Origin of the sequence: Embleya scabrispora, from assembly GCF_002024165.1 — a bacterium.
Classification (GTDB): domain Bacteria; phylum Actinomycetota; class Actinomycetes; order Streptomycetales; family Streptomycetaceae; genus Embleya; species Embleya scabrispora_A.
On record NZ_MWQN01000001.1, the window covers coordinates 275262 to 294655 of the forward strand.

A 19394-nucleotide genomic window follows, 5' to 3' on the forward strand; every position below is an offset into this window, starting at 1 on the left:
GGGCCGTGCCGCTGGGAATCGTTCGGGTTCGCCGCTAGCGTCGGCGCGCGCCGGGTGGCGGCGCGTGTGAGGGGGCGTCGATGGGGTTGGACGGGATCGATCCGCGCACGCCGGTGCTGGTCGGGGTCGGGGTGGCGGATCAGCGCCTGGCCGAGGCCGGGGCCGGGGTGGGCGAGTTGGAGTTGATGGCGCGGGCCGTCGAGGACGCGGCCGAGGGGCTCGGCGGGCTGCTCGGGGCCGTGCGGCGGGTCCTGGTGCCGCGCGGGACCTGGCGGCACGGCGATCCGGGGCGGTGGGTGGCCGAGCGCTTCAAGCTCGTGGACGCGCACAGCACGTTGGCCGAACTGGGTGTGCTGCAACAGTCCTTGCTCACCCGCGCGAGCGTCGACATCGCGGCCGGCCGGGTGGACGCGGTCCTGGTGGTGGGCGGCGAGGCGGCGCATCGGCGGCTGCGCGCCCGGATCGCCGGGGTCGAGGTGGCGGATCCGGTCGCGGACGGGGTGCCGGACACGGTGTGGGCGCCGGGCGCGGACATCCTGGCCCGGGTCGAGATCGATCGCCATCTGGCGGTGCCGGCCCGGCAGTACGCGGTCCTGGAGTCGGCGATCGGCGCCGCACGCGGGGTGTCGCCGGCGCGGGACGCCCGGGAGATCGCGGCGCTGTACGCGCAGTTCGCCGCCGTCGCCGCCGAGGGCGGGCGGTCGATCCGCGGCCGTGCGGTGTCCGAGGACGAGTTGCTGGCCCCGGTCGGGCGCAACGCGTGGTTGGCGAGCCCCTATACCAAGTGGCACTGCTCGCAGATGAACGTCGACCAGGCCGCCGCGCTGGTGCTGTGCTCGGTCGAGACGGCGCGGCGCTTCGGCGTCGCGCGCGAGCGGTGGGTGTTCCCGACGGTGGCGGCCGAGTCGAACACGATGGTGCCGCTGGTGGCCCGGCCGGACCCGGCCCGCTCGCCGGGCTTCGCGGCGGTCGGTGTGGCGCTCGGCCCCGGCGCGGCCGACGCGGCGCATGTGGACCTGTACAGCTGTTTCCCGGCGGCGGTCCGGATCCAGCGGCGCGAACTGGGCCTGACCGGGCGCGCCGATCGGGAGCTGACCACGACCGGGGGCATGGCCTTCGCGGGCGGTCCGCTCAACACGTACGCGCTGCACGCCACCGTCGAGGTGGCCCGGCGGGTGCGCGAGGGCGGGGACGGACTGGTCACCAGCGTGTCGGGCATGGTGACCAAGCAGGCCGGGGCACTGTGGTCGGCGCGCCCCGCCGCCGGCGGCTTTCGCGCGGTGGACGTGAGCGCCGAGTTGCCCGCCCGGCCGGTGGACCCGGACTACGCCGGCCCGGCGCGGGTGGTGGGCTGCACGGTGGCCTTCGACGGGGGCGAACCGGCGGTGGCGATCGCGGTGGTCGAGGGCGAGAGCGAGGGCGGGGCCGGCGGCGGGGTGCGCTCGGTGGCCTCCTCGACCGACGCGGACGTCCTGGCGTCGATGCGCACGGACGCGTGGGTCGGCCGGGCGGTGCGGGTGGCCGGGGCGGCGTTCGAGCCGGCGTAGGCCCGGTCCGGTGGATCCTGGTGGATCGGGCCGCGTCGTCCGGGTGTTCGCCGTGTCGGGAGATGGGATCGGTCGTGGCGGGTATCCGGGTGGCGACGCCGCGACCGCGACGTGTTGCCTGCTTGGAGGTCGCCGTGACCGACCCGTGGCCCGATCCACTGCCGCCGGTGCCGCCGATGCCCCTGCCCCACCCGCTGCCCGAACCCGGCCCGGAACCCCTGCCGCCCGACCCGGGCACACCTGCGCCCCCCGACGAGCCGGAACCGGCCCCCCGGCCGGGCCCGGCGTCCTGAACCGGCGCACGGGCGGCGCCTCGCCGGGGCCTATGGCCGACCCTCGCGCGCCGACTGTCGGCCGACCCGGCGAAGCCGGCACGCTGGGGGCATGGACTCGACGATCCCCGAACCACGCACACCCGACCTGGTGATCCGGGTCGGGGGCGGCCGGTGGCCGTCGCCGGCCGAGATCCGAGCCGAGTTGCCCGAGGACGTACGCGCCGAGTTCGAGCGGGACTTCGCCGCGGCCCTCGCCCACGCCCACGACACCGGACAGTTGGCCATGCTCGCCGACCTGCTCGCCGGGTGGCAGCGGCACCTGATCCTGCGCCGCACCGGCGACTACGAACGGATCCTCGAACGGGCGGCCCGGCTGCACGCGGGCGAGGAACTGGAAACGGTGCCCGCCGCCGAGACGAGGCGCACATGAGCTACCTCGTGGTGTACGACGCGCCCGCCGCCCGGCAGAAGGCGGGCCTGCCGCGGCCCGCGGTCGCCGCGCTCAACAATCTGGAGAGTGCGCTGGAGCGTGATCCGTGGAGCGTCGGCGGCCGGATGCACAGCGGTCTCAAGACGATGCGCGAAGCCGCGTTCGGAGCCTTCGGTTTCATCACCTTCGTGATCGAGGACAACCGCGTCCGGGTCACCGTGATGAACGTGGTCTGGACCGGCTGAGCCCGGACATCCCGACGCCCCGCCCGACAACGCGGCGCGCGGCCGCCGCGACGCGGATCAGCGAATCGGCACGTCCGCCAACGTGCGGGCGATGACCAGGCGTTGGATCTCGCTGGTGCCCTCGAAGATGGTGTAGATCGCGCTGTCGCGGTGCATGCGCTCGACCGGGTACTCGCGGGTGTAGCCGTTGCCGCCGAGGATCTGCATCGCCGCCGAGGTCACCCACTTGGCGGTCTCGCCCGCGTACAGCTTCGACATCGAGCCCTCGGCCGCGGTGAACGGCTGCTTCGTCGCGGCCATCCACGAGGCGCGCCAGGTGAGCAGGCGGGCCGCGTCGATCCGGGTGCGCATGTCGGCGATGGTGAACGCGACGCCCTGGTTGTCGATGATGGGCCGGCCGAACTGCTCGCGGACCTGGGCGTATTCCAGCGCCACCTCGTAGGCGGCGCGCGCGATGCCGACCGCCTGGGCGGCGACCGCCGGGCGGGACGACTCGAAGGTGGCCATCGCCGCGTTCGAACGCGCGGAGGTGCCGGACCTGGCCCGCGCGATCCGCTCGTCGAGCTTGTCCTTGCCGCCGAGCAGGCAGTCGCCGGGCACCCGTACGTTGTCCAGGATCACCTCGGCGGTGTGCGACGCGCGGATCCCGTGCTTCTTGAACTTCTGCCCCTGGGACAGTCCCGGCGTGTTCGGCGGGATCACGAAACTGGCCTGCCCCCGTGAGCCGAGCGCGGGGTCGGTGGTGGCGACCACGACGTGCACGTGTGCGATACCGCCGTTGGTGGCCCAGGTCTTGACCCCGTTGAGGATCCAGTCGCCGGTCGCCTCGTCGTGGTCGGCCCGGGTGCGCATCGAGGAGACGTCGGAGCCGGCGTTCGGCTCGGACGAGCAGAACGCGGCGACGCGGACGTCGTCGGGCGTGCCGAACAACTCCGGCGCCCAGGTCACGATCTGCTCCTGGGTGCCGTTGGCCACCAGGCCCGCCGCGGCGAGCGCGGTGCCGGACAGTGCCAGGCCCAACCCGGCGTCGCCCCAGAACAGTTCCTCCATGATCAGCGGAATGCTCAGGCCGGTGGGGTCGAAGGCCTGGGTGCTGAAGAAGTCCAGCGAGTAGAGTCCGATCTTGGCGGCCTCCTGGATGATCGGCCAGGGGGTCTCCTCGCGCTCGTCCCACTCCGCGGCGGCCGGCCGCATGGTCTCCGCGGCGAAGGTGTGCACCCAGTCGCGGATGGTGGTCTGGTCCTCGTTCAGGGCGAGGCTGAAGGCGGTCATGGGTGGCGGGCCCCCGGGACATCGTCGAATTGTTACCGGCTGGTAGCTTGAGTGTGTCGCCGTCGCCGTGGGGCCGTCAAGGGGCGTCGAGAGGTGTCGACGAATCCGCCCGGCCCGATGGATCCGACCGAGGTGCCCGACGGTCAGATGCCGGGCCGATAGCGGATCGGATGCTCGTCCGGGACCTGCACCACACAGATGCGTACACCGTCGGGATCGGCGATCCACATCTCGTCGAGTCCCCACTCCTCGCGGCGCGGTGCGCGCAGCACGGTGGCGCCCCGGTCCACGAGTTCGCGGTGGGTGGCCGGCAGGTCCCGCACCTGGAGCCACAGCCGCAGATCCTCGCCCCCGGGCCCGCCGCCGGTCGCGGTGCCGGAGACCTCGAGAAAGCCGCCGCCGAGGAAGAACACCGTCCCGCGATGGATCCCGGTCCCGAACTCGCGGGCGATCGCGAGGCCGAGCACGTCGCGATAGAAGACCAGCGAACGCTCGGGATCGACGGGGCGCAGCAGGATACGACCGGAAAGTACGTCCATCCTCCGAGTTTCGCCCCGATGCCCCCATTTCCAACCCTCACCCCCTCAGAACCCGTCGCCCACCCTCGCGCGGGGCGCAGGTGAGGTCGGGGCGCAGGTGAGGTCGGGGCGCTGGCGGGGGCGAGGGGCGGACGGGGTCGGGGCGCTGGCGAGGTCGGGACGCAGGCGGGGCGCCGGCGGGTCGAGGGGCGGACGGAGTCGGGACGCAGGCGGGGTCGGGACGCAGGCGGGGCGCCGGCGGGTCGAGGTCAGGCGGGCCGAGACCGGGCACGGCACCGGCGGGGCGGGGGGCGGGGGGCAGGCGGGCCGAGACCGGGCACGGCACCGGCGGGGCGGGGGGCGGGGGGCAGGCGGGCCGAGACCGGGCGCGACACCGGCGGGGCGGGGGCGGGGGGCAGGCGGGCCGAGACCGGGCGCGACACCGGCGGGGCGGGGGGCGGGGGCAGGCGGGCCGAGACCGGGCGCGACACCGCCGGGGCGGGGGGCGGGGGCAGGCGGGCCGAGACCGGGCACGGCACCGGCGGGGCGGGGGGCGGGGGGCAGGCGGGCCGAGACCGGGCACGGCACCGGCGGGGCGGGGGGCGGGGGGCAGGCGGGCCGAGACCGGGCACGGCACCGGCGGGGCGGGGGGCGGGGGCAGGCGGGCCGAGACCGGGCGCGACACCGCCGGGGCGGGGGGCGGGGGGCAGGCGGGCCGAGACCGGGCGGCACCGCGGGGCGGGGGGGGGGGCAGGCGGGCCGAGACCGGGCACGGCACCGGCGGGGCGGGGGGCGGGGGGCAGGCGGGCCGAGACCGGGCACGGCACCGGCGGGGCGGGGGCGGGGGGCAGGCGGGCCGAGACCGGGCACGGCACCGGCGGGGCGGGGGGCGGGGGGCAGGCGGGCCGAGACCGGGCGCGACACCGCCGGGGCGGGGGGCGGGGGCAGGCGGGCCGAGACCGGGCGCGACACCGCCGGGGCGGGGGGCGGGGGCAGGCGGGCCGAGACCGGGCAGGGCACCGGGGGGGGTGGGGGTGGGCGCGCCGATGGTGTTGCTTGGTCGGGCAGTTGGGTGCGCGGGTGGACAGGTGGCGGGAAATGGCCGGCTGTCGGTGTTCCGGGCCGGCAGGGTGGGCCGTCGACGAAGGGTGGCATCGCATGGTGGGGAACGCGGAGCGGGTGCGCGGGAGCATGTTCGGGTTGGCGTACGGGGACGCGTTGGGCGCGCCGACGGAGTTTCTGTCGTACGCGCAGATCGTGCGCCGGTACGACCTGCCCGGACCGATGGACCTGGAGGGCACGCCGGCCGAGGTCACCGACGACACCCAGATGGGCCTGGCGGTGGCCCGGGCGGTGATCGACGCACGCGCCGACGCCGGGGCGTTCACCGCCGAGCGGCTGACCCCGCTCCTGGTGAACCGGTTCCTGGCCTGGTGGGACTCCCCCGAGAACACCCGCGCGCCGGGCCACACATGCATGTCCGCATGCGCGGAACTGGCCGCCGGCCGAGCGTGGCCCGACGCCACCCGGCGCGGCTCCAAGGGCTGCGGCGCCAACATGCGGGTCACCCCGCTGGGCCTGCTCGACGGCGTCGACGAGGCCGACCGGTGCGGCGCGGCCCAACTCCAGGCCGCGATCACCCACGGGCACCCCACCGCGCTGGCCGCCTCGGACCTGACCGCGACCGCCGTACACGCGCTGCGCACCGGCGCGCCGATCCCCGAACTCCCCGGCCTGCTGCGCGCGCACGCCGAGGCGCAGCGCGAGGTGTACCGGGGCGACTGGCTCGGCGACGACCTGTGGCGCGGCCCGTTCGCCGACACCCCGGAGGGGTTCGTCGCGCGCGGTTGGGACGAGTGCCTGGCCGTGCTCGACCGGTTGGACCAGGCCGTGGCGGAGGGCGACCGCCGCGCCGACCCGTGTCGGATCACCGGCGCGGGGTGGATCGCCGAGGAGGCACTGGCCACGGCGGTGTTGTGCGTCCTGCTGTACCGGGACGACCCGCGCTCGGCCGTCGCCCGGGCGGCCGCCTCCTCCGGCGACTCGGACTCGATCGCCGCGTTGGCCGGCGCGATGATCGGCGCCGCACACGGCATCGACGCCTGGCCCGTCGCGTGGTCCGAGCGCATCGAATACCGCGCCGAACTCGCCGAGACGTCGGCGGCGCTGGCCGGGTAGACCCGAGCCGGCGGCGGCTTCGAACACCGAATCGGCTCCCGCCTTGCGTATCCGTCGGGATTCTTTGCGAAGATTCACGGATGGGAAAGATCCATGCCGCCGACCGGGCGGCCTTCGCGTGGGTGGCATCGCATCATGTGCCGTGGGCGAACAAGGCGTTGCCGGCCTTGTCGCGAGCGGCCAACCATTCGCGCCTGTGGGCGGTGACCGGTGCGGGGATGGCGCTTTCCGGCGGGCGCAGCGGGCGCCGGGCGGCGTTGCGCGGTCTGGGTTCGGTGGCGCTGGCGTCGACGGTGAGCAATGTGCTGCTCAAGAGCTGGGTGCGCCGGCCGCGTCCGGTGATCGACGCGGTGCCCATGGCGCGTCGGCTGAGCCGGCAGCCGTGGACCACCTCGTTCCCGTCCGGGCATGCCGCCTCGGCGGCCGCGTTCGCCACCGGCGTCGCGCTGGAGTCGCGCCCGCTGGGCGTGGCGGCCGGCGCGCTGGCCGGCTCCGTGGCCTTCTCCCGGGTGTACACGGGTGTGCACTACCCGGGTGACGTGCTCGCGGGCGCGGCGCTCGGCGCGGGCCTGGCGGCGGTGACGCTGCGCTGGTGGCCGACTCGGCCGGTGGAGGCCGCGACCGCGCCGCAACCGCGCGGCAAGGTGCCGTCGCTGGTCGACGGCGACGGCCTGGTGGTCGTGGTGAACGCCTCGGCCGGCCCCGAGGGCGACACCGCGCAGCGGCTGCGCGAACTGCTGCCCGCCGCGAAGGTGGTCGAGCGCGGTCAGGACGGCGACCTGGTCGCGCTGCTGTGCGAGGCGGCCCGGGAGGCCCAGGTGCTCGGTGTCGCGGGCGGCGACGGCAGTGTGAACTGCGCGGCGCGGATCGCGCTGGACCGCGGCATGCCGCTCGCCGTCTTCCCGGCGGGCACGCTCAACCACTTCGCGGGCGACCTGGGGCTGACCCGGCTCGACGACACCGCGCAGGCGCTCACCGCGGGCGAGGCCGTCCTGGTGGACGTCGCCGAACTCCAGCGCGACCACTCGCACCCGTTCTCCGACGACGGCGAGGAGTTGGGCCCGGAGTTGTTCCTGAACACGTTCTCGCTCGGCGTGTATCCCGATCTGGTGCGCTTCCGCGAAGAGTTGGAGCGGAAGATCGGCAAGTGGCCGGCCATGCTGGTCGGCCTGGTCCGGGTGCTGCGGGACGCGGGCCCGGTGAAGATGCGGGTCAACGGTCGGCCGAGGTCGTTGTGGCTGATCTTCCTCGGCAACGGGGAGTACGCCCCGGAGGGCTTCGCGCCCACGTATCGCCCCGACCTCACCGACGGCCTCCTCGACGTACGCATCGTCGACGCCTCCCGCCCGCTGGCCCGTACCCGACTGGTCGCCGCCGTACTGTCCGGCACACTCGGCACCTCGCGGGTCTACGAGGCGTCCACGGCGCGCACGATGCACCTGTCCGAGATCCAGGAGGGCGCCGAACTCGCGGTGGACGGCGAGGTGCGTCCCGGCGCCTCCCAACTCCGCGTCGCCAAGGGCCGCCGCCTGATGGTCTACCGCCCGGAGGGCGCCCTCCGCGACTGAGCACGACCGAGCGTGGGCCCGCGTGAGCCGCGGCCGGCCGGGCGGCCGTCGCGGCGCATCGAAGTGAGGGCCTTCCCGATAGCGGACGCGGGGGTCCGTGGGGGCTAATGGTGCGGGCGGGGGCGCCTGTGCGGGTCGCGGGGGCCTCGGTGGAAACCGGTGGGCGGGTTCCGTGCGTGGTGGGGGTGCGGGGCCCGAATCGGGGCACCGCTACGGTGTGGGCCGCCGGTCGATGGGCCGGGGGTACGGGCAGGTTTCGATCGGGGGCAGTGGTGGTGGTTTCGGGCGCGATATCCGGGTCGGCCGGACGCGTGGCGACGGTGTTGGCGGCCGGCCGAGTGGCCGCGGGGGTGGTGTCGTTGGTGGCGCCGCGCGGCGGGGTGTGGTTGCGGCCCACGGCGGCCCGGGAGGCGGCGCTGCTCGGCCGCGGTCTGGGCGCGCGCGACGTGCTGTTGGGCGCGGGTGTACTGCGGGCGCTGGCCTCCGGGCGCGGCACCGCCGAGTGGGGCTGGTTCGCGGTGGCGTCGGATCTGGTCGACGGGGCGGGCGGGGCGCTCGAATGGCGGCGTCTGACCCCGGCGGAACGCACGTGGGTGGGCGCGGTGTTCGCGCTGGCCGCGTGCGAGGCGGCGGTGGCACTGTCCCTGGCCGGCGCGGACTCCGAGGCCGCGCGGGGGATCCTCCCCGTCGTCCCCGAGTAGGCCGCCGGGCCCGACACCCGCAACCGCCCGCGTCGCGTCGACGTCCCACGTACCGCATCCACCACGCCGGGATCTCCTCCCGAACGGCCGCCGTCCACAACGCGGTCGGCCGCCCATCGGACGGATCCCGGCTCGACCCCGGGAGACCCCGCCGTGGCCGTCAGCCTCAACCACACCATCGTCCCCGCGATCGACCACCGCGCCGCGGCCCGGTTCTTCGCCACCGTGATGGGCCTGGAGGAACTGCCCCCGTCGGGCGCCGCCGGGCACTTCGCCCCTGTACGCGTCAACGAGCAGCTCACACTCGACTTCATGACCGTGCCCGCCGCCGAGGGGCACCATCTGGCCTTCGACGTCGACCCCGACACGTTCGACGCGATCCTGGCCCGCATCCGCGCGGCCGGGATCCCGTACGGCAGCAACCCTCGCGACCGGACCAACGGCCGCATCGACCACCCCCTGTGCCCGCGCGGCCTGTTCTTCGCCGACGACTCGGGCAACCTGTACGAGGTGATGTCCCCGGCCTGACCGACCGAACCGGACCGATCCGCCTCGACCCCGGCCCTTGCGGTGCGATGCAAACCTTTCGACCGGGGCGGTGGGGTCGCTAGCGTGGCGTGGGGCCGTTGCGGTTGGCCGATCGACTCGACCCGATGTGGGAGATCGCGTTCACTCTGCATCTCCCGCAGAGCCGGGAGCCGGACCTCGAATTCGCCGCGTGGCGACAGGAGGTGTGCGCCGCGCTGGAGACGGCCGGCCTGACCCGGGCGGTTCGGGAACTCGCCCGGCTCTACCCCTGCTCCGAGCCCTTTCCCGACTTCCTGGGCCCCGGGTACGGCGGGTGACCTGGACACCGGCATCGACCGGGTGCCGGCCACCCCGTCCGCCACGATCGCCGCCGAACCGGCCCGACTGACCAACGGCGACGCGACCGGTCTGCGGCTCTTCGGCCGACTGCTGCGCGCCTACCACACGGTCGCGGTCGCGCCGTACGCCTCCCGGGCCGCGACCGCGTTCGAGGCGGATCGGGCGCAGCGGGCGGAGGCGGTGCTCCAGCGGGGCCCGCGGCCTGCTCGACAGCTTCCCGCCGCAACTGATGTCCTGGCACGACGACATCCTGAGCACGCCGTGTCCGATCGACGCCGACGTCCGCGCCGACGGCCGGTCCATCGTGATGGTGCCGTCGTTCTTCTGCGGCCCGAACCTGTTCGCCGCGGTGCAGCCCGAACTCCCCATCGTGCCGTCGGTTGACCACCGCGAGCCGCCACGCGAGCGTGCTGCGCGAGGCGGCCTGGTCTCCTCCGAACGCCGCGGCCAGTCGATGGTGCACGTGCGTACCCGTCTGGGGACCGCGCTGCTCGACGGCCGGGTCCCCCGGACCTGACCGGCTCCGACGGTCGGCGGCGGCACCCGTCGCGGGCGGTCGCCCATCGGAACGTCGGCGTGCGGGTCGTGTCACCCGTTTGCCCTATGCTCAACTCCCATGGTGGCGCGGCCGTTGGGCGAAATTGTCGAGGCAGGATGGGCCAAGGCCCTGGAACCGGTGGCGGGTCGCATCGCCGCCATGGGCGACTTCCTGCGAGGAGAGATCGCCGCGGGGCGACGTTACGTACCCGCGGGCGCGAACGTACTGCGGGCGTTCATGCAGCCGTTCGCGGACGTGCGCGTGTTGATCGTCGGCCAGGATCCCTACCCGGGCCCCGGGCACGCGGTGGGCCTGAGCTTCGCCGTCGCCCCCGAGGTGTGGCCGCTGCCGCCGTCGCTGATCAACATCTTCACCGAGATGAACCGCGACCTGGACCTGCCCCTGCCGACCAACGGCGACCTGACCCCGTGGACCACGCAGGGCGTACTGCTGCTCAACCGATCCCTGACCACCGCTCCCGGGCGCTCCAACGCACACCGGGGCAAGGGCTGGGAGGAGGTCACCGAGCAGGCGATCCGGGCGCTCGCCGAGCGCGGCACGCCGCTGGTGAGCATCCTGTGGGGCCGCGAGGCGCGCAACGCCCGGCCGCTGCTCGGTCCGGGCGCGGCGGTGGTGGAGTCGACCCACCCGTCCCCGAAGTCGGCCGACTACGGCTTCTTCGGCTCGCGCCCGTTCTCCCGCACCAACGACCTCCTGGTCGCCCAGGGAGCACAGCCCATCGACTGGCGCCTGCCGTAGGGACGCCGGCGGAGCACGCGGCGGGCCGCCGGGGCCCGGCCCGAGGCGGGGCGCGCGGCCGACCGTCCGGCCGACCGTGGCGAAACACCCACCCCGCCGACCGGCCCGACCGCAACCGCGACGACCTGCCCGGGCGTCCCCTCTCATACACATCCCGTACACACCGTCGCCGGCGACGGAAGGGCGGATGATCTCGATAGGGTGGCGGCCGGTACACCCGGTCATGGGCCACCGCCGGTCGGGGCCGTCGCTTGGAGGAACCTTCTTCGATGTCAGGCAATAGCGTTCCCGGCCAGGGGGCCGCGCCGCGGCGCTCCCCCGAGGCGTTGCCGCCGCGTTCCAAATTGGCGATCACCGCGAGTCGGGTGACCGCGGCCATCTCGCGGCGCGCCGGCAAGGGCAGCGGTTCGGTCATCGGCGGCAAGCTCGCGCTGCGGCTCGCCCCGGACCTGCTCGCGCAGTTGTCGGTGGGGTTGCAGGTGGTGCTGATCTCCGGCACCAACGGCAAGACCACCACCACGCGTCTGGTCGCCGAGGCGATGCGCGCCGCGGGTCCCGTGGTGTCCAACGCGCTGGGCGCGAACATGCCCGCGGGAATCACCTCCGCGCTGGCGGGCGCGGGTGACGAGGCGCGCTACGGCGTGATCGAGGTCGACGAGAAGTACCTGGCCGGCGTCGCCCGCGACTCCGACCCGGTGGCCATCGCGCTGCTCAACCTCTCCCGCGACCAGCTCGACCGGGCCGCCGAGACCCGCATGCTCGCCGAGAAGTGGCGCGAGGGCCTGCGCGGGCGCGACGCCATCGTGGTCGCCAACGCCGACGACCCGCTGATCGTGTGGGCCGCTTCGTCCAGCAAGGACGTGCTGTGGGTCGCCGCCGGGCAGACCTGGCAGGAGGACTCCTGGTCCTGCCCGCAGTGCGGTGGCGTGATGCAGCGTCCGGGCGACGACTGGTTCTGCTCGCAGTGCGACTTCCGCCGCCCCTCCCCCACGTGGTCGCTCGCCGGGGATCAAATGGTCGACCCCGACGGGCGGATCTGGCCGCTGCACCTGCAACTGCCGGGCCGGGCCAACCGGGCCAACGCGGTCACCGCGGCGGCCATCGCGTCGTTGTTCGGCGTGCCCGTCGAGGCGGCCCTGGAGCGGATGAAGCACGTCACGGCCGTGGCCGGTCGCTACGACGTGGTCGACTACATGGGCCGCAAGCTGCGGCTGCTCCTTGCCAAGAACCCGGCCGGCTGGGTCGAGACGTTCTCCCTGATCAACCCGCCGCCGACGCCGGTCATCCTGTCCGTCAACGCGCTGGACGCGGACGGCAAGGACACCTCGTGGATCTGGGACGTCGACTTCACCCAGCTCGCCGGCCGTCCGCTGTTCGTCCTCGGTCAGCGCCGCCTCGACCTGGCGGTCCGCCTGGAGGTCGCGGGCCTGCAGTTCCAGGTCTTCGAGACGGCCGCCCAGGCGGTGGCGGCCTGCCCGCCGGGCCAGATCGAGGTCATCGCCAACTACACGGCGTTCCAACAGCTCCGCAAGACGATCAAGGAAGCGGCACAGGCATGATCGGTGAGAGCAGGCTGCGCCTGGTCTGGATCTACCCGGACCTGCTCAGCACATATGGCGACCAGGGCAACGCGTTGATCGTGGAGCGGCGCGCGCTGATGCGCGGCATCGAGGTCGAGCGCGTCGACGTACGCTCCGACCAGCCCGTGCCCACCTCCGGCGACATCTACCTGATCGGCGGCGGCGAGGACCGGCCGCAGCGCCTGGCCGCGGAGCGGCTGCGGCGTGACCCGGGCCTGGCCACCGCGGTGGGCGCGGGCGCCGCGCTGCTCGCGGTCTGCGCGGGCTACCAGATCATCGGTACCGAGTTCATCGACGACCTGGACCAGCCCGAGGCGGGCCTGGGGCTGCTCGACGTGCGCTCCGGCCGCGGTGCGCCGGGCAAACGCTGCGTCGGCGAGGTGCTGGCCGAGGTCGATCCGGCGCTCGGGCTGCCGGTGTTGTCCGGCTTCGAGAACCACCAGGGCGTCACGTACGTGGGCCCCGGCGCCAAGCCGCTGGCCAGGGTCACCCACGGCAACGGCAACGGCACGGGCGACGGCACCGAGGGTGCGTACGCGGGTCGGGTGATCGGCACGTACATGCACGGTCCGGTGATGTCCCGCAACCCGGCGCTGGCCGACCTGCTGCTCACCTGGGCCACCGGTGTGCCGCTGACCCCGCTGGGCGACCACTGGCACGAGCAGCTGCGCTCGGAGCGCCTGCGCACCGTGCGCGCCGCCGCCGCGAACTGACTCGCCTGCGCCTGCGTCGGGCCCGCATACCTCGACGGTATGCGGGCCCGACGGTGTCTCACCCTCGGCGGACGCCCGCTCAGCGCGTGTGCACCGCCCCGTGTGGGTCCTCGCAGTGGGCGCGCCTGGCGCCGATGGACAACACCGGCGGGTCGGCGTGGTCGACCTGGAGCGTGGTGTGGGTGATCGCGTACCGCTCGCGCAGCCGTTCCTGGAGCCGGTCGCGGACCCGGTGGCAGTCGTCGCCGGGCTCGACCAGGACGTGTGCGGACAGCGCCGGGAAGCCCGACGTGATGGTCCAGATGTGCAGGTCGTGGATCTCGGTGACGCCCTCGACCGAGGCCAGGTCGGCGCCGACCGCGTCCGGGTCGATGCCCGCGGGGGCGGCCTCCAGGAAGATCCGCCACGACTCGCCGACCAGCGTGATGCCGGACTTGAGCATCAGCCCCGCCACGATCAGCGACGCGATCGCGTCCGCGCGGGCGAAGCCGGTGGTGAGCACCACGATGCCGGAGACGAGGGTGGCGATGAATGCCCACAGGTCGTTGAGGATGTGCTGGTAGGCGCCCTCGACGTTGAGGCTGGAGCGGTTGGCCTTGGAGATCAGCCAGGCCGCGATGACGTTGATCACGATGCCGACCGCGGCGGTGACGATGACCAGGCCGCCCTCGACGTCGGGCGGCGCGATCAGCCGGCGCACCGCCTCGTAGGTGAACCACACCGCGAGCACCAGGAACGTGATGCCGTTGACCTGCGCGGACAGGATCTCCGCCCGCTTGAAGCCGTACGTCCACCGCCCTCGCGCGGGCCGCGCCGCGAGGCGCATCGCCACCAGCGCCAGGCCGATCGCGAACGCGTCGGTGACCATGTGGCCGGCGTCGGTGATCAGGGCCAGCGAACCGGCCAGGATGCCGACCGTGACCTCGACGACGATGAACGCGCCGATCAGGACGAGGGCGGCGGTCAGGTAGCGCCGGTCGGCGTCGGCGGCGACGCCGTGCGAGTGCCCGGCATGGCTGCCGCCGCCGTGGCCGTGCCCGGCGTGCGCCGCGTGGTCGTGGTCGCCGGAGCCGGCCACCGGGCCGCGGGCCGGCTCGGGAGTCCCGGTGCCGCCCGGGGCGCCGTGGTCGCAATCGCGGGTGGTCATCGCGCCCCTCCGGGGATCTCGGTCGCGCAGCCGATGTGGTCGGTGGCCGGGGCGTGGCCGATGTGCGCCAACGCGACGTCCAAAAGCAGACGCACGTGGGCGTCCGCGAGGCGGTAGTAGGCCAGCCGCCCCTCCCGGCGCACCGTCACCACCTGGTGTGCGCGCAGCAGCCGCAACTGGTGCGACACGGCCGATTCGCCCTGACCGCACGCGGCCGCCAGGTCGCGTACGCACAACTCGCCCTCCAGGAGCGCGACCAGCAGGGTCAACCGCCCCGGGTCGCCGAGCAGCGCGAACACGTCGGCCGTCTCGGCCAGGTGCGCGCCGTCGGGCAGTCGCGACCGCACCGAGTCCACCAGATCGGCGTTCACCGGCTGCGCCATCGGGCCACCTCCGTCGTCATTCCCATATGCCACCTCGGGTCGGCTTCGACATCGTAACGTCTGAATAGATCTTCATACGAATGCCTGAACAAAACATAGGGGTCGGGGGTATGTGCTCGCAAGCGGGACGGGGCCGATCGGGGGTTACCCCCACCCGAGAGAGACCGGCTCGCGCGATGTCGCGCCGGCCCGGAGCCGGCCGATTCTGGTGCACGCAAGGAAGCACCGATTCGATTGCCCGACCGAAGCTCGTACCGCAACCGAAGCTCGTACCGCATCGGAACAGGAACCACGATGACCAAGCTGTTCGGCACCTGTGCGACGGTGGCCGCCGCCACCCTGCTCGCGACCACCACCGGCATCGCGTCGGCCACGGCCGACACCGCGCCTCGCGAGCGCCCGTCACCCCGCCAGGACGGCGTCTGGCAGGTGGACGGCTACGGCACCGTGCTGACCATCGAGAACGGCACACTGCAGCAGTACGACACCACCGCGATCAGCTGCCTCGAGGGCTCGACCGCGACCCGCGCGACGGTGGACGGCGACACGATCGGCTACCGGGCCGACAACAGCCGCGTCCTCGCCGTACGGGTGAATCCGAACCGCAGGCAGGCCACGCTGCAGTTCACCGACGCGCCGGACCACCGCAACCTGCGCCGCGTCGCGGCCCTGCCGGCGGCCTGCTCCCGCCCCCTGCCCGGGGACCCGCGCACCACGTTCGACGTCTTTTGGCAAACCTTCGCCGAGAACTACCCGTTCTTCGCCGCCAAGGGCGTCGACTGGCGGTCCGTCGGCGATCGATACCGGCCCCGGGTCGGTCCGAACACCACCGACGACGAACTCTTCGCGATCTTCCGGGAGATGCTGGACCCGCTCGACGACGCGCACCTGTACCTGAGCGGCGGCCCGAACCGCTTCTTCGCCGAGGCCCGCCCCGGCACGACCGCCCCGACGCCCGAACTCGACGCGAGGATCAAGGCGTACATCCAGGAGCGCGACCTGGGCGCCGACCACCCGCTGACCGAATACGGCCAGGGCCGCGTCAGCTACACGGACCTGCCCGGCGGCCGGGGCTACCTGCGCGTCTCCGGGTTCCTCGGCTACGTCGAGGACCCCAAGGGCGGCTATGCCGTCAACGCCGCCGAACTCGACCGGGCGCTGGACTCCATCCTCACCACCGAACGCGTGCGGCGACTGCGCGGGTTGATCGTCGACCTGCGCGTCAACGGCGGCGGCGCGGACAACCTCGGCCTGAACCTGGCCGCGCGCCTGACCGACCGCCCCTACTTCGCCTACGCCAAGCAGGCCCGCAACGATCCCCTCGACCCCACCCGCTTCACCCGCGCCCAGCCCATCCGGGTCCGCCCGGCCCCGGGCGTGCCCCACTACACCGGCCCGCTCGCGGTCCTCACCGGCGGCTCGACGGTCAGCGCCGGCGAGACCTTCACCCAGTCCCTGATGAACCGCCCCGGCCGCACCGTCCGCATCGGCGAGGCGACCCAGGGCGTCTTCTCCGACGTGCTCGACCGGGCCCTCCCCAACGGCTGGCAGTTCGGCCTCCCCAACGAGGTCTTCCGCACCCGCGACGGCCACACCTTCGACGGCACGGGAATCCCCCCACACATCACCGAACCGGTCTTCACCGACGAGGAGTTCGCCCAGCACAAGGACTCCGCCTTCGACCGCGCGGTGGCGGAACTCCACGCCCGAACGAGCTGACCCCACCCTCCCCCTTCGGGACCTGCGCGGCGTGGCCCGCCGCGCGGGTCCCGGGGTCCGTCCGAAACTCGGGTGCGAGGGTCGGGCGTCGCGCCTACGCTGCACGTTTTGGGCTTGGGCGGGCGTCGAGGCGACGGCCGATGGATCGGAGATGCACGGAGTATGACCAGTCGACTGTTCGCCGTCTGCTTCGGCGCGACCGACCCGGCGGGCCTGGCGCGGTTCTGGTCCGAGATCCTGGGATGGGAGATCGCCGCCGACGGCAGGGGCGACGACGTCGCGATCCTGCCGCCCGATCCCGCCGGGTTTCGGGTGCGTTTCCTGCCGAGTCGGGAGCCGAGGATCGGTCGCAATCGGGTGCACTTCGACCTGACGAGCGCCTCCCCGCAGGTTCAGCGGCAGACCGTGGCCCGGGCGCTGGAGCTGGGCGGCCGGCACCTCGACGTGGGCCAACTCCCGGAGGAGACCCACGTGGTGCTCGCCGATCCGGACGGCAACGAGTTCTGCGTCATCGCGGCGGGCAACAGGTTCCTCGCCGACACCGGCCCCGGCCGCATCGGCGCACTCTCCTGCGACGGTACGCGGGAGGTCGGCTACTTCTGGAGCAAGGCGCTGGGGTGGCCGCTGGTCTGGGACCAGGACGAGGAGACGGCGATCCAATCCCCGGACGGCGGCCCGAAGATCACGTGGGGCGGCCCCCCGGTGGCGCCCAAGACGGGCCCGAACCGGCTGTACCTCGATCTGGCGCTGCCCGCCGACGCCGACCGCGAAGCGGAGATCGCCCGGCTGATCTCGCTCGGCGCGACGCGCCCGGACGCCGCCGAGGACGCTGCCGGCGGGGTGTTGTTGATCGACCCCGACGGCAACGAATTCACCCTGCGCCGGCCCCGTTGGCCGCCTGTCGTCGGCGTTCGCTAGCTTTCCGGGCATGTCGATCACCGCACATCTGCGCAACTCCGCCCGACTGTCGGGGGATGCTCCGGTCGACCACCATGCCGTGGACAAGCGTGCGAACGGATCACGCCTCCTGGTTCGGCGCGGGCACCGGCTGGACGTCCACGACGTGGACGAGTTCTTCGCGGGCACGCTCGCCCCGATGGCGACGTTCCCTGTTCCGTGTCCCGAGTGGAACAACGGCGTCGATACGCTGAGCCCCGACGCGTCGTTCGTGGTGTTCTCCGGTCAGCGTGCCGTGACGGCCGTGGGCGCCGACGGCGAGCGGTTGTGGGAGTACCGGCACAGCTGTTGGGGACCGGTGTTCGGTCACACCCACACAGGCGACGAACAGCAGGTGTGCTACGGCTTCGAAAGCGGCTCCTGCCACGTCTCCGACGACGGCCGACACGTCTGGGCCCACGTCGTGGTCGGCGGACACGACGTGGAGTGGGACGACTGGCACGAGTGCTGGGTGGTCCTGGACGCCCGCGACGGTCGGGAACTCGCCCGCATGCGGCTGGACAGCGCGGCCGGCGGCTCACACCAACTCGCCCACCCGGACGGGATCCACGTCGGCTTGTGCATCGGCATGGGTCAGGACGGCGTCCTGCTGCACTGGGCCCGGCTGGACGGCGACACGCTGACCGGGTGGGACCTGAACGACGACATGGACCGCATCCTGATGGACGTGCACGCGGGACACGCCGGCTTCCTCACCATCGAAAACGACGGCGCCGACCTGCGTCTGCACGCCCTGGACGGCACGGTGCTCGCCAAGGCGGACCCGGAGCCGAACGACGACGAGTCCCCGTCCTGGTGGGACCACACCAGCGGCTTCGTGGACGCCGACACGGTCGTCGCCACCACGATCGATGCCGACGAAGACGCGGATCGCCCGGTCCGGCACTGGCTGTTGGACGCGCGGACCCTCACCCTCCGCGGCCCGGTCACGTACCCCACCGGCCCCATCACCGCCTACCCACGCCCTCTCGGTGACGGGACCTGGCTGACCTACGACAGCGCCAACAGGACGTTCGACCGCTGGAGCGAAACACCGTCCTGACAGCGGAGGGCGGGACTTCGGCCCGGGAGGACGGCGTCAGGGCAGTCTCGGGTCGCGGTCCAGCGCGGCCCACCAGCGGGCGGCCGGGGTGTGGATCCGCCGCCACGTGGTGATGAACAGGTCGTTCGCGGTGATGCCGGGCCAGTCGACCGGGAGCAGCGCGGCCGGCAGGCGTGGGTCGCGTTCGAAGGTTTGGCGCCACGCGTGCACCATGCGGGTGCGCAGGACGAAGGCCGCTTCGTCGGAGGCGGCGCGCGCGTCGGCGAAGCGGGTCACGAAGTCGTCCAGGATCGTGCGCACCGCGGCCAGGTCCCACGCCTGTTCGACCAGCGCCCGTTCCCGGGCGGCGTCGCACACCGTCGACGTCATCCACGTCGCGTACGCGGTCAGGCCCTGCTCGGCGATCAGCGCGCGCAGTGCGTCCACCCCACCCGGGTCGGCCGCGATCCACACCCCCCGGCCCAGATCGCCGAAGCCCTCGAAGGCGAGTTGTTCCTCGACCACCGCCCGCGCCTCGCGCAGCGCCGCCGGTGGGCGGAACAGGAGTTGTTGCCACTGCCCCGACCAGGGCGTCTCCCGGGTCGCCCGGGCCAGCCGCTCGGTCCAGCCGGTCAGCAGGCGGTACAGCGACGGCGCGAGGGTCAGCCGGGTGTAGCGCCCCTCGGAGCGGGCCGACAGCCACCCCTCCCGGGTCAGCCGGGTGATCGCCCGCCGGGTCGCCGCCTCCGGCACCCCGAGCGCGTCGAGCGCGGCCACCACCGCGGGCGACCACACCCCGTCGTGCCCCGGCCAGCGCACGTACTCCCCCAGCACGGTCAGCACCAGCGTGCGCGCGCTCGGGCCGCCGTCGGCGGTGCGCCGGGTGCGCGGACCGGTCGAGGTGCCCGGGGCCGGCCCGGGCGACGTCCCGCTCGCGCCCCTTGTTTCCTCGCCATCCTCCATGTAGGACATAACT

General features: G+C 73.8%; 20 protein-coding genes. 15 read left to right on the top strand and 5 right to left on the bottom strand.

The window, feature by feature from the left end; all coding sequences use genetic code 11:
* Positions 1 to 80: 80 nt before the first annotated feature.
* The 3 genes from B4N89_RS01240 to B4N89_RS01255 all read left to right on the top strand — a co-directional run bounded on the left by B4N89_RS01240 (position 81) and on the right by B4N89_RS01255 (position 2497).
* On the top strand, positions 81 to 1547 hold the full coding sequence (locus tag B4N89_RS01240) for a hypothetical protein (RefSeq protein ID WP_078974016.1): 1467 nt from the start codon (positions 81 to 83) through the stop codon (positions 1545 to 1547).
* Between the two features lie 384 nt (positions 1548 to 1931).
* Positions 1932 to 2252, top strand: coding sequence for a DUF6247 family protein (locus tag B4N89_RS01250; protein ID WP_078974018.1), 321 nt, complete (start codon positions 1932 to 1934; stop codon positions 2250 to 2252).
* Positions 2249 to 2497 (top strand): hypothetical protein, encoded by a 249-nt coding sequence (locus tag B4N89_RS01255; protein ID WP_078974019.1) that lies wholly within the window; start codon positions 2249 to 2251, stop codon positions 2495 to 2497. The genes B4N89_RS01250 and B4N89_RS01255 overlap by 4 nt, the downstream gene beginning before the upstream one ends.
* 57 nt (positions 2498 to 2554) lie before the next feature.
* Here B4N89_RS01255 and B4N89_RS01260 read toward each other — a convergent pair whose 3' ends face one another.
* Together B4N89_RS01260 and B4N89_RS01265 are read right to left on the bottom strand one after the other, a co-directional pair.
* Positions 2555 to 3769, bottom strand: coding sequence for an acyl-CoA dehydrogenase family protein (locus tag B4N89_RS01260; RefSeq protein ID WP_078974020.1), 1215 nt, complete (start codon positions 3767 to 3769; stop codon positions 2555 to 2557).
* Positions 3770 to 3912: 143 nt separating this feature from the next.
* A complete protein-coding gene (locus B4N89_RS01265; RefSeq protein ID WP_078974021.1) occupies positions 3913 to 4308 on the bottom strand; it encodes a VOC family protein in 396 nt (131 codons plus the stop codon).
* Positions 4309 to 5445: 1137 nt separating this feature from the next.
* Here B4N89_RS01265 and B4N89_RS01270 point away from each other — a divergent pair.
* From B4N89_RS01270 to B4N89_RS01310, 9 genes are all read left to right on the top strand, one after another.
* Positions 5446 to 6465, top strand: a complete 1020-nt coding sequence (locus tag B4N89_RS01270) for an ADP-ribosylglycohydrolase family protein (protein WP_078974022.1) — start codon at positions 5446 to 5448, stop codon at positions 6463 to 6465.
* A gap of 80 nt (positions 6466 to 6545) precedes the next feature.
* Positions 6546 to 8033 (top strand): phosphatase PAP2 family protein, encoded by a 1488-nt coding sequence (locus B4N89_RS01275; protein ID WP_078974023.1) that lies wholly within the window; start codon positions 6546 to 6548, stop codon positions 8031 to 8033.
* Between the two features lie 269 nt (positions 8034 to 8302).
* Positions 8303 to 8734: a hypothetical protein gene (locus B4N89_RS01280; protein WP_078974024.1), complete on the top strand. Its 432-nt coding sequence runs from the start codon at positions 8303 to 8305 to the stop codon at positions 8732 to 8734.
* A gap of 153 nt (positions 8735 to 8887) precedes the next feature.
* On the top strand, positions 8888 to 9262 hold the full coding sequence (locus B4N89_RS01285; protein WP_078974025.1) for a VOC family protein: 375 nt from the start codon (positions 8888 to 8890) through the stop codon (positions 9260 to 9262).
* A gap of 125 nt (positions 9263 to 9387) precedes the next feature.
* Positions 9388 to 9579, top strand: coding sequence for a hypothetical protein (locus tag B4N89_RS01290; RefSeq protein WP_161500579.1), 192 nt, complete (start codon positions 9388 to 9390; stop codon positions 9577 to 9579).
* 251 nt (positions 9580 to 9830) lie between these two features.
* The gene (locus B4N89_RS01295; RefSeq protein WP_078974027.1) at positions 9831 to 10118 is read left to right on the top strand and encodes a hypothetical protein; all 288 of its coding nucleotides are present in this window, start codon (positions 9831 to 9833) and stop codon (positions 10116 to 10118) included.
* Between the two features lie 99 nt (positions 10119 to 10217).
* Positions 10218 to 10898, top strand: coding sequence for a uracil-DNA glycosylase (locus B4N89_RS01300; protein ID WP_078974028.1), 681 nt, complete (start codon positions 10218 to 10220; stop codon positions 10896 to 10898).
* A 269-nt stretch (positions 10899 to 11167) separates the two neighbouring features.
* Positions 11168 to 12457 (top strand): MurT ligase domain-containing protein, encoded by a 1290-nt coding sequence (locus B4N89_RS01305; RefSeq protein ID WP_078974029.1) that lies wholly within the window; start codon positions 11168 to 11170, stop codon positions 12455 to 12457.
* Positions 12457 to 13191, top strand: coding sequence for a type 1 glutamine amidotransferase (locus tag B4N89_RS01310; protein WP_078979033.1), 735 nt, complete (start codon positions 12457 to 12459; stop codon positions 13189 to 13191). Before B4N89_RS01305 ends, B4N89_RS01310 begins: the two co-directional genes overlap by 1 nt.
* Before the next feature lie 79 nt (positions 13192 to 13270).
* Here B4N89_RS01310 and B4N89_RS01315 read toward each other — a convergent pair whose 3' ends face one another.
* Positions 13271 to 14338 (bottom strand): cation diffusion facilitator family transporter, encoded by a 1068-nt coding sequence (locus B4N89_RS01315; RefSeq protein WP_078974030.1) that lies wholly within the window; start codon positions 14336 to 14338, stop codon positions 13271 to 13273.
* Complete coding sequence (locus B4N89_RS01320; protein WP_078974031.1) at positions 14335 to 14721, bottom strand: ArsR/SmtB family transcription factor; 387 nt, start codon at positions 14719 to 14721, stop codon at positions 14335 to 14337. The genes B4N89_RS01315 and B4N89_RS01320 overlap by 4 nt, the downstream gene beginning before the upstream one ends.
* A gap of 294 nt (positions 14722 to 15015) precedes the next feature.
* Here B4N89_RS01320 and B4N89_RS01325 point away from each other — a divergent pair, with 294 nt between their 5' ends.
* The 3 genes from B4N89_RS01325 to B4N89_RS01335 all read left to right on the top strand — a co-directional run bounded on the left by B4N89_RS01325 (position 15016) and on the right by B4N89_RS01335 (position 18439).
* Positions 15016 to 16440: a S41 family peptidase gene (locus tag B4N89_RS01325; RefSeq protein WP_078974032.1), complete on the top strand. Its 1425-nt coding sequence runs from the start codon at positions 15016 to 15018 to the stop codon at positions 16438 to 16440.
* Between the two features lie 162 nt (positions 16441 to 16602).
* A complete protein-coding gene (locus B4N89_RS01330; RefSeq protein WP_078974033.1) occupies positions 16603 to 17358 on the top strand; it encodes a VOC family protein in 756 nt (251 codons plus the stop codon).
* Positions 17359 to 17368: 10 nt separating this feature from the next.
* Positions 17369 to 18439 carry a hypothetical protein gene (locus tag B4N89_RS01335; RefSeq protein WP_078974034.1) on the top strand — a complete coding sequence of 357 codons (1071 nt, stop codon included), beginning with the start codon at positions 17369 to 17371 and terminating at the stop codon, positions 18437 to 18439.
* 36 nt (positions 18440 to 18475) lie between these two features.
* Here the strand turns inward: B4N89_RS01335 and B4N89_RS01340 are convergent, their stop codons facing one another.
* Positions 18476 to 19390, bottom strand: coding sequence for a PaaX family transcriptional regulator C-terminal domain-containing protein (locus B4N89_RS01340; RefSeq protein WP_078974035.1), 915 nt, complete (start codon positions 19388 to 19390; stop codon positions 18476 to 18478).
* Positions 19391 to 19394: the final 4 nt, after the last annotated feature.

Excerpts from the sequence above, each read along its gene's own strand:
- B4N89_RS01255 (WP_078974019.1), top strand. The coding sequence starts at position 2,249 with ATGAGCTACCTCGTGGTGTACGACGCGCCCGCCGCCCGGCAGAAGGCG.
- B4N89_RS01320 (WP_078974031.1), bottom strand. The coding sequence starts at position 14,721 with ATGGCGCAGCCGGTGAACGCCGATCTGGTGGACTCGGTGCGGTCGCGA.
- B4N89_RS01260 (WP_078974020.1), bottom strand. The coding sequence starts at position 3,769 with ATGACCGCCTTCAGCCTCGCCCTGAACGAGGACCAGACCACCATCCGC.
- B4N89_RS01330 (WP_078974033.1), top strand. The coding sequence starts at position 16,603 with ATGACCAGTCGACTGTTCGCCGTCTGCTTCGGCGCGACCGACCCGGCG.
- B4N89_RS01325 (WP_078974032.1), top strand. The coding sequence starts at position 15,016 with ATGACCAAGCTGTTCGGCACCTGTGCGACGGTGGCCGCCGCCACCCTG.
- B4N89_RS01315 (WP_078974030.1), bottom strand. The coding sequence starts at position 14,338 with ATGACCACCCGCGATTGCGACCACGGCGCCCCGGGCGGCACCGGGACT.
- B4N89_RS01295 (WP_078974027.1), top strand. The coding sequence starts at position 9,831 with ATGTCCTGGCACGACGACATCCTGAGCACGCCGTGTCCGATCGACGCC.
- B4N89_RS01270 (WP_078974022.1), top strand. The coding sequence starts at position 5,446 with ATGGTGGGGAACGCGGAGCGGGTGCGCGGGAGCATGTTCGGGTTGGCG.
- B4N89_RS01305 (WP_078974029.1), top strand. The coding sequence starts at position 11,168 with ATGTCAGGCAATAGCGTTCCCGGCCAGGGGGCCGCGCCGCGGCGCTCC.
- B4N89_RS01290 (WP_161500579.1), top strand. The coding sequence starts at position 9,388 with ATGTGGGAGATCGCGTTCACTCTGCATCTCCCGCAGAGCCGGGAGCCG.
- B4N89_RS01335 (WP_078974034.1), top strand. The coding sequence starts at position 17,369 with ATGTCGATCACCGCACATCTGCGCAACTCCGCCCGACTGTCGGGGGAT.
- B4N89_RS01300 (WP_078974028.1), top strand. The coding sequence starts at position 10,218 with ATGGTGGCGCGGCCGTTGGGCGAAATTGTCGAGGCAGGATGGGCCAAG.
- B4N89_RS01265 (WP_078974021.1), bottom strand. The coding sequence starts at position 4,308 with ATGGACGTACTTTCCGGTCGTATCCTGCTGCGCCCCGTCGATCCCGAG.
- B4N89_RS01250 (WP_078974018.1), top strand. The coding sequence starts at position 1,932 with ATGGACTCGACGATCCCCGAACCACGCACACCCGACCTGGTGATCCGG.
- B4N89_RS01240 (WP_078974016.1), top strand. The coding sequence starts at position 81 with ATGGGGTTGGACGGGATCGATCCGCGCACGCCGGTGCTGGTCGGGGTC.
- B4N89_RS01340 (WP_078974035.1), bottom strand. The coding sequence starts at position 19,390 with ATGTCCTACATGGAGGATGGCGAGGAAACAAGGGGCGCGAGCGGGACG.
- B4N89_RS01275 (WP_078974023.1), top strand. The coding sequence starts at position 6,546 with ATGGGAAAGATCCATGCCGCCGACCGGGCGGCCTTCGCGTGGGTGGCA.